Raw genomic sequence first — 7,856 nt, forward strand, 5'->3', positions numbered from 1 at the left:
ATTGGAACGATTTTAGATTAAAAAGGAGAACCCTATGAAATTATACAACACGATGACCCACCGCAAGGAAACTTTTGAACCCATCGAACCGGGAAAAGTCAAAATGTACTCCTGCGGGCCGACGGTCTACAATTATTTTCACATTGGCAACGCCAGACCCTTTATCGTGTTCGACGTGCTGCGCCGCTATCTTGAATATATCGGCTACGATGTGACCTTTGTTCAAAACTTCACCGACGTCGACGATAAAATCATCAATCGTTCTCACGAAGAAAACTGCACGGCCAAGGAAATTGCAGATAAATACATCAAGGAATATTTCACCGACGCTGACGCCCTGGGGATCCGCCGCGCCGACGTGCACCCCCGCGTCTCCGACACGATTCCGGAAATCATCGACATGGTCCAAGCCCTCGTCGACAAAGGCCTCGCCTACAACATCGACGGCAACGTCTACTACGCGGTCGAAAAATTCCCGCGCTACGGCTGCCTGTCCGGACAGAATATCGAAGATCTCGAAGCCGGCGCCCGCATCGACGTCAATGACGAAAAGCAGAGCCCGCTGGATTTCGCGGTCTGGAAAAAAGCCAAACCCGGTGAACCCTATTGGGAAAGCCCTTGGGGCAAGGGCCGTCCAGGATGGCACATTGAATGCTCAGCCATGAGCCGCAAATTCCTCGGCAAGACCATCGACATTCACGGTGGCGGCCAGGACCTGATCTTCCCGCACCACGAAAACGAAATTGCGCAGTCCGAAGGCGCCAACGGCTGCACCTTCGCCCACTACTGGGTGCACAACGGCTACATCAACATCAACAATGAAAAGATGTCAAAATCCAAGGGCAACTTCTTTACCGTCCGAGACATCGCCAAAAAGTACGATCTCGAAGTGGTCCGCATGTTCATGCTGATGGCCCATTACAGAAGCCCAGTCAACTTCTCTGACGAACTGCTGACCCAGGCGAAAAACGCCCTCGAACGCCTCTACACGGCCAAATTCCAGATGCAGTACCTGCTCGAACGCTGCGAAGACAAGGCACCGAGCGAAGACGAAGCGAAGTGGGCCGATCATCTTAAAACCTACAACGATCAGTTTATCGCCGCGATGGACGACGATCTCAACACCGCCGACGCCATCGCCGCGATGTTCGAATTGGTCCGCGACGCCAACTCAACTTTGACCGAAGCCTCATCAAAGCAAACTGTCGAAGCAGCCCTTCAAATGTTCAACCAGCTCTCCGACGTATTGGGCTTGGCCACGAAAAATAAAGACGAAAAAGAAGGCAGCCTCGAAGACGAAATCGAAGCGCTGATCGAAAAACGTCAGGCCGCGCGCAAAGCTAAAGATTTTGCGACGGCCGATGCCATCCGCGACGATCTCGCCGCGAAGGGCATCATTCTCGAAGACACGCGGGATGGCGTCAAATGGCACAAAGCATGACAATGACAGCCGTCCACCGGGACAACACCGATATCCTGTCTGATCTAGACAAAACCTATTCCAAGGCGGAGGCGCGGATGATGAATCCGCTGACCCTCGCCTATATCGGGGATGTCGTTTACTCCGACTACATCCGCCGGTATCTCGTCGCAGAGGGCATGACCAAGGTCGACCGCTTGACCAAGCGTTCCATCGACTACGTCCGCGCCTCAGCTCAGGCCAAGGCGATCCGCCTGATGCTGCCGGAGCTGACCGAGGAGGAACGCGCCATCGTCCGCCGAGGCCGCAATACCAAGAGCATGCCGCCGAAGCACGCTGACGTCATGGATTACCGCTACGCGACCGGACTCGAAGCCTTGTTCGGCTACCTGAATCTAACGGGCAGTCACAACCGAGAAATCACGCTGATGGCCCGCGCCATCGATCTCACCGAAAACGCATAATGGGCACAAAAAAACCAAAGCTGATTGATTTTCAGCTTTGGTTTTTTATTGTGATTCTTTTATTTACGCTTCTTCTGCATCTTCTTTTTCTTCTGATGATTCAGCAGGTTCCACGTTCAGTTCTTCTGTCGACGGTACTGCTTCTTCAAATGCTGTTTCATCTTCCGCCGGTGTATCTTCAGTCTTGGCTTCTTCAGTTTTGGCTTCTTCTGCCTTGTCTGCGCCGATGCCCATATGATCGATGATCTTCGAGACCGCCGCGCACATCACAGCAAAGAACAGTTCCGGCAGTGCGTACTGCATAATCGCAAAGACGATCTGCTGAACGGCGTAGCTGGTCGGAATGCTCGTGCCCATCGCTTTGTACTGGGCGACCATAGACGCAACCTGAGATACTGAGATGAAGATCCCATAGAAGAATGCTGCTAAAAAGATAATTGCTAATACGTTGAGGACGATTGAACGCCAGCCCAATTTGTGCTTTTCCATTAAAAAGACTCCTTTGTATAAATGTGATTTATGATTACGGGGTATAGTCTATCGAACAATCCTTAAAACAATCATCAATCGGGAGTGCTTATTATGAAATGAAATGTTTTACTTAATTTTATCCTAAGATTGTAACGGTCCAAGTTTCCAGAAGGACGCCTGCCCGTCGGTCTGAAGGTAGCCGGCCATTTCGGACAGCTTGGCCGCGCTGACCGGGAACAGGCCTTCTTCGGTCGAAATGGGCTGATAAATCATATTGTCGTCCTGGGTGCCCGCGCAGATCTTGAATAACTCGATCAGCACCTGTTCGATTTCCGCCGTCGTGCCGGAAATGCGTGGCAGCATTTTCTGCATAATCGTCGTATCAATCGCCTTTTCCGGCACCATCAAGCCGTATTCCGCGTTGTAGTACAGGAAGAAGCAGATTTCATCCCGGACGCGGAAGCCGATTTGGGCCTGGGCGCGTTTGAGAATCTCGTTGATAACGTTCAGTAGCGTGACCATATCCGTGATGGTCTTTCGGTGATTCTGAATTTGCGCGAGAGAAGCGATGTCCCGTTCGAAGAATTCGCTCTTCAGCGCGATGGGCTCAAAGGCTTCAGGCGGTTCAGCCGTCAGCGTCAGGTCGGGCGAGGTCATTTCGATAACCGCCGCCTGTTCGATCAGTCTCGACGTGATGCCGCTCACACCGCTGTCGCTGCTGATGGTGCCGATGATAATCAGGTTCTGCGGCAGGAACAGATCGCCGTAATAGGCCTGCGCTTCAGGATCTCTCGCGAGGAGCTCTTCACTTAGAATCGGGTCCGTCACCGATCTGCCGTCCACGACCCGGCGGGTATTCATGATCGAAAGAATTTCGGAGAAATATTTTTCGATCGGCGCCGCGCACATTTCGTCGAGCAGCAGGAAATAGGGCTTGTCCGGATTTTCCACAGCGGCCGCCACAAAATCAATCATCGCGCCGGGAATGAAGTGCCCGTCCGCGTCGGCGTACCCGAGTAAGCCATCCGCGTTCTGCCAGCTGGGGCGTACCGGAATCATCTTGAAGCGCCCGTTCTGATCGTTCGCCCCCACTGCGCCGGCAAAGCCTCTGATAAAGGCGGCCTTTCCGAGGCCGGCCACGCCGGTCACCAGCGGCATCGATCCGGATTTGATGCTTAAGAACAAATCGGCGACCTCATCCTGATCGCACATGCCGCCTGTGCTGTTGACGTACTGCACGATGTGGCGCATCAGGCCGACGATATCCGACGGCGGATCCTGAAGAACTTCTTCATAATGAAGGTCGCGGCGGTTTCTCGGTTCCGGCTCGATTTGTTTTTCCGCTTTCTTTTCTTCAGCACGCATCAAAATTTTCTGCACCTTAAGCTGGGCCTTGATTATTGATTTCTGGAAAGCGGCCAGATCTTCTTTAGTCAGGCCGCCGGTATTGACCACCTGCACCGCTGTCTGGGGCGCTGGCTGATAATCGTTTCGGTACGCGGGCTGCCAGGCCGGCGCAGCTTCCTCGCGCTTGCGGGCGACGGCGGCGGCCATGGCCTTGGAAATCGCTGCTTCCGACGCGACTTCTTCTTCAGGCGCCGTGTCGTCTTGATCTTCTGCCGCTTCTGCTGCATCCGAATTTTCCGGGATTGCGCCTGTTTCGTCTGCGGCTTCTGCTGCCAGTGCTGCCTCAGCGGGTTCGGCTGCTTCAGCCGATTCGGCTTTGTCTTCAGCGTCCGCATCATCTAAATCATCCAAATCGTCAAGATCTTCTATATCGTCGAGATCGTCTAATGCTTCGTCTAAATCGTCGTCGAGGTCAAGCGATGGTGTATCTTGTTCAGCTCTGACAGCGCCGCCATCTGATGTTTCTTCCGATGTTGTGTCACCCATTTCCTGTTCGGCCGTCGTTTCTGCCGCAGGTTCTTCCGCTGGCGCTGCGACCACTTCGGGTTTTTCGTCGCCGATGATACAGCGGTGCAGATAATGGTTGTAGACGTCGAGCATTTCCGCCAAATCAGCTTCGAGAATCTTTTCTCCCGGCACGACCCCGGCGTATTCCCTGTAGCAGATGATGCCGCCAACAAATCTTGCGTCCGGCAGATCGATATCCGCCGTTTTCGTGCTGAAGGTCCCCGGGTGAACGATCGAGCGGATTTCCGCCACCTTCGGCGGCAGCGCTTCAGCGACCAATTCGTCGACCGCCTCATCCGGATCCAGCATCGGATCGAGATCGCCGGTCTTGGCGATTTCGGCGCGGATGGGCTTAAAGCCGAGAGACAATGCCAGGTACAGCTTCTTGCTGTCTTTGCTCAACACGTATTTGACGCCGACGCCCGTGTTCGCAAAACGGGTGACCTGCTTGTCGACGATTTCGACCCAAGGGATATCCGCCCAGTCGTCTTCGCCCGCAAAGCCGTAGATGCGGTAGCGCTTTTCGTCAAACTGCTTCAGCCCTTCGATGCTGCCCGGGATGCCCTCCGTGATCACATCCTTGAAAGAGTAGCGGAAATCCCGATGGTAATAATCCGCGTATTCTTCTACCCAGTTGGACAGACTTTCCTGGAGTGACGGCCCGTCGAGGCGGCTGAAGTAATAGTCGATTTTCTGTTCGAGAAGATTGACTATTAAATTGCGGTCGTCCATCGTCATTTCGTCCATCAAATCCTGATCGATGCCGAAATAGAAATGATCGTCCTCCTGGACGGTGGACAAAAGCTTTTGGTCCGCAAGGAGCAGGTACGGCCCATCCATCAGGAAATCCAAAATCGCGTCCAGCTTGACGTTAGCGATGCCTTCGAGATTCCGATCGGATTTCGGGTCGGGCTGTCTGCCCTCTTCGATGCGCTTTTTGTAGAATTTCTGAACATTGGCCGACACGACAAACACGTCGCTGCGCCAACGGTTGTCGATGTTTTCAAAATAGCTCTTTAAAAAGACCAGATCGTAAGAATCGGTAAAATTGGCCAGCGACTTGCCGGGTCCGAGCAAATCGAAAAGCGTCTGCTTGCGGGTCAGCCCTTGATCTGAGGGCAGTATCAGCTTGCAGGCAAATTCGTTTTCGCTGAGCTTTTCGATGGCAAGATAGGGGCGCTTTTTCTGTTTTTCTTCGGTCATGTCCCCGTCGAAAAATTCTTCGTACTGCGGGAACATGCTGTAGAATTTGCGGCTCAACGCCTTGCTCCATTCAAAACGATAACCGCCGACGCCGTCGCTGCTTTCGAGATAGGACGGGTATTCCCGCCCTTCAAAGAGCACCATCACGCGCTTTTCTCGGCCTTCGGCGTTGAAGAAGTCGATGAGCGCGTCCGGCAGATCGACCGCCCCTTCGCTGAACATTTCCGGCGTCGACAGGCATTTGACCTTGTACTCGTTGAGGCGCTGCCACAATTCACCGAGATCTTCTGTTTCCTTACCTACGTCGGCCGCGTCCGGAATCGCGCCGCCGGCCGCCCGGATCTGTTCAGAAAAAGACAGGCCTGGCTGCTGCGCAGACGTTTGGACTGGCGTTTCTTTTTCTTCAGCCGCTTGTTCCTTAGCCTTTTCAGCTTCGGTCAGCTCTCTTGCCGCTTCCTGCGCGGCCATCGTGGCAATTCGGTCCTGCTCGATAGCCGCCGCTCTTTCCCGTTCGGCCCGCGCTGCCGCCGCGTCCTGCACAGCCGCTTTTTCAGATGGTGCCGCAGCCTGCGGTGTTTCGGGAATTTCTTCAATCACCGCGTCTTCGATTTCGGCTGCCTGCGGTGCTGCCGGCGTAGGAACCGGTTCGGGCTGGGCTTCAACAGCCTGGGGTGCGGCCGGTTTAGGCGGCTGCGCCGGCTTTGGCTGGGGCCGGCTCGCCGCACCGGCTCTTTCCGGTTCACTCTGGGGCTTCGGCGGCTCCGGCGCACCGCTTAAAATCTCGTCTGCCGTGTGGCCGGAGGCCAAAGTCGTGCCGGTATTGGCAAAAATAGAGCGCCGCGTCTGAACCGGCGGCAGATCGGCTTCCGGTGTCTCCACCTTCGGCAGCGCGTGGCCCGTCACTTCTTCCGCCGAATGCCCAGAGGCCAGGGTCGTGCCGGAGCGTCTGACCCGGGCTTGACGCGTCGTGCGTCGGCTGGTCGGCGTCGTCGCGACCCGAGCTTCGCCGCCATCAACTGGATGGGGAATGCTCGTGTGGCTGCTGCCGCTGAGATGCCCCGGCCGCGGCGAGACCTGATCAGCTGTGTGGCCAGAGGCGAGCACAGTCCCGCCTGTCCGCCTCTTCTGCTGCCGTTTTTGTTTGGCCTTTGCTTCCAGCTGTTTTTTTATTTCTGCGTATTTGTCCGCGTTTTCCGCGCCCTCAGGCTTGGCCGCCCGAGCCAGCGCCTCCATGATTTCGCGTTGTGATGCCATTTTATCCTCCCCGACGCCATCATTTGATTTGCGCCGTTTTCATGCGTAATACTTTATTATTATAACACAGGATTTGGCAATAAAAAACAGCCCCCAGCATAGCTGGAAGCTGTCGTCGAAATCGATTTGAATTAGAGATTTTCTTTGAAGAATGCTTCGAGTTCCGCAATTGCGTCTGCTTCGTCTGCACCTTCAGCCTGAACCGTGATTTCGTCGCCATTTCTTGCGCCAAGGCCCATGACAGAGAGCATGCTCTTGCCGTTAGCCTGTTTGTCGCCCTTGACTAATGTGATTTCTGAAGCGTACGGCTGTGTCTTTTTAACCAGAATGCCTGCTGGACGTGCGTGAATACCTGCTGGGTCTGTAATGGTGTACGTAAATTCTTTCATTTGTATTGAACTCCTTCAATTTATTCAAATCTGTGTATAAAATTATTTTATCATTTCCGAGTTTAAAATCAACTGGAAAAAACTATATTATTTTTCCAACCCGGATTCTTCAGCCGGAAGCGGTTTTTTCAAAATACCGAGCAGTGCCATCGTGATCACCGATCCGATCAACAGTGCCAGGAGGTACATCGGCCAATGTCCGACCACCGGGAAGACGAAGATGCCGCCGTGCGGTGCGCGCAGGGTGCAGTTGAAGACCATGGACAGCGCGCCAGCTACAGCTGAACCGACGACACAGCTTGGGATGACGTGTGCCGGGTCAGAGGCTGCAAACGGAATCGCACCTTCTGTGATAAAGGATAACCCCATGACGTAGCAGGAGATTCCAGACTGACGTTCACGTTTGGTGAAACGATTCTTGAAGATCGATGTCGCCAGAGCGATGCCCAGCGGCGGCACCATCCCGCCGATCATGACGGCTGCCATGATGTCGTAATTGCCAGAGGCCAGCATCCCGGTCCCAAACAGGTAAGCTGCCTTGTTGAACGGGCCGCCCATATCGATGGCCATCATGCCGCCGACGACGAGGCCGAGGATCGCTTTTGACCCGTTGCCCATGCTTTCCAATGCGTTGTACAGCAGCTGATTCAGCGCTGACAGCGGCCAGTTGATGAGCACCATAATGAGGCCGATTAACAGTACGCCGACAAATGGATAGATCAGCATCGGCTTGATCCCTTC

At 54.3% G+C, this 7,856-nt stretch carries 6 protein-coding genes; 2 read left to right on the forward strand and 4 right to left on the reverse strand.

Annotation, left to right across the window (positions count from 1 at the left end):
• The first annotated feature begins 34 nt into the window (after positions 1–34).
• The gene (gene cysS / locus QZX60_RS07005; protein WP_295362913.1) at positions 35–1,441 is read left to right on the forward strand and encodes a cysteine--tRNA ligase; all 1,407 of its coding nucleotides are present in this window, start codon (positions 35–37) and stop codon (positions 1,439–1,441) included.
• Positions 1,426–1,884 (forward strand): Mini-ribonuclease 3, encoded by a 459-nt coding sequence (locus tag QZX60_RS07010; protein WP_295362915.1) that lies wholly within the window; start codon positions 1,426–1,428, stop codon positions 1,882–1,884. Before cysS ends, QZX60_RS07010 begins: the two co-directional genes overlap by 16 nt.
• A gap of 63 nt (positions 1,885–1,947) precedes the next feature.
• Here QZX60_RS07010 and QZX60_RS07015 read toward each other — a convergent pair whose 3' ends face one another.
• The 4 genes from QZX60_RS07015 to QZX60_RS07030 form a co-directional block, all read right to left on the reverse strand.
• Positions 1,948–2,373 carry a hypothetical protein gene (locus tag QZX60_RS07015; RefSeq protein ID WP_295362917.1) on the reverse strand — a complete coding sequence of 142 codons (426 nt, stop codon included), beginning with the start codon at positions 2,371–2,373 and terminating at the stop codon, positions 1,948–1,950.
• A gap of 123 nt (positions 2,374–2,496) precedes the next feature.
• Entirely contained in the window at positions 2,497–6,726 is a 4,230-nt protein-coding gene (locus QZX60_RS07020) for an MrcB family domain-containing protein (RefSeq protein ID WP_295362919.1), read from the reverse strand.
• A 131-nt stretch (positions 6,727–6,857) separates the two neighbouring features.
• Positions 6,858–7,115: an HPr family phosphocarrier protein gene (locus QZX60_RS07025; protein WP_295362921.1), complete on the reverse strand. Its 258-nt coding sequence runs from the start codon at positions 7,113–7,115 to the stop codon at positions 6,858–6,860.
• Between the two features lie 87 nt (positions 7,116–7,202).
• A partial coding sequence (locus QZX60_RS07030; RefSeq protein ID WP_295362924.1) for a PTS fructose transporter subunit IIC occupies positions 7,203–7,856 on the reverse strand: 654 nt, incomplete at its 5' end.

It is taken from the genome of uncultured Pseudoramibacter sp. (assembly GCF_903789625.1).
Classification (GTDB): domain Bacteria; phylum Bacillota; class Clostridia; order Eubacteriales; family Eubacteriaceae; genus Pseudoramibacter; species Pseudoramibacter fermentans.

Bases quoted from the DNA above. Each gene is read 5' to 3' on its own strand.
- cysS (WP_295362913.1), top strand. From the start codon at position 35: ATGAAATTATACAACACGATGACCCACCGCAAGGAAACTTTTGAACCC.
- QZX60_RS07010 (WP_295362915.1), top strand. From the start codon at position 1,426: ATGGCACAAAGCATGACAATGACAGCCGTCCACCGGGACAACACCGAT.
- QZX60_RS07015 (WP_295362917.1), bottom strand. From the start codon at position 2,373: ATGGAAAAGCACAAATTGGGCTGGCGTTCAATCGTCCTCAACGTATTA.
- QZX60_RS07020 (WP_295362919.1), bottom strand. From the start codon at position 6,726: ATGGCATCACAACGCGAAATCATGGAGGCGCTGGCTCGGGCGGCCAAG.
- QZX60_RS07025 (WP_295362921.1), bottom strand. From the start codon at position 7,115: ATGAAAGAATTTACGTACACCATTACAGACCCAGCAGGTATTCACGCA.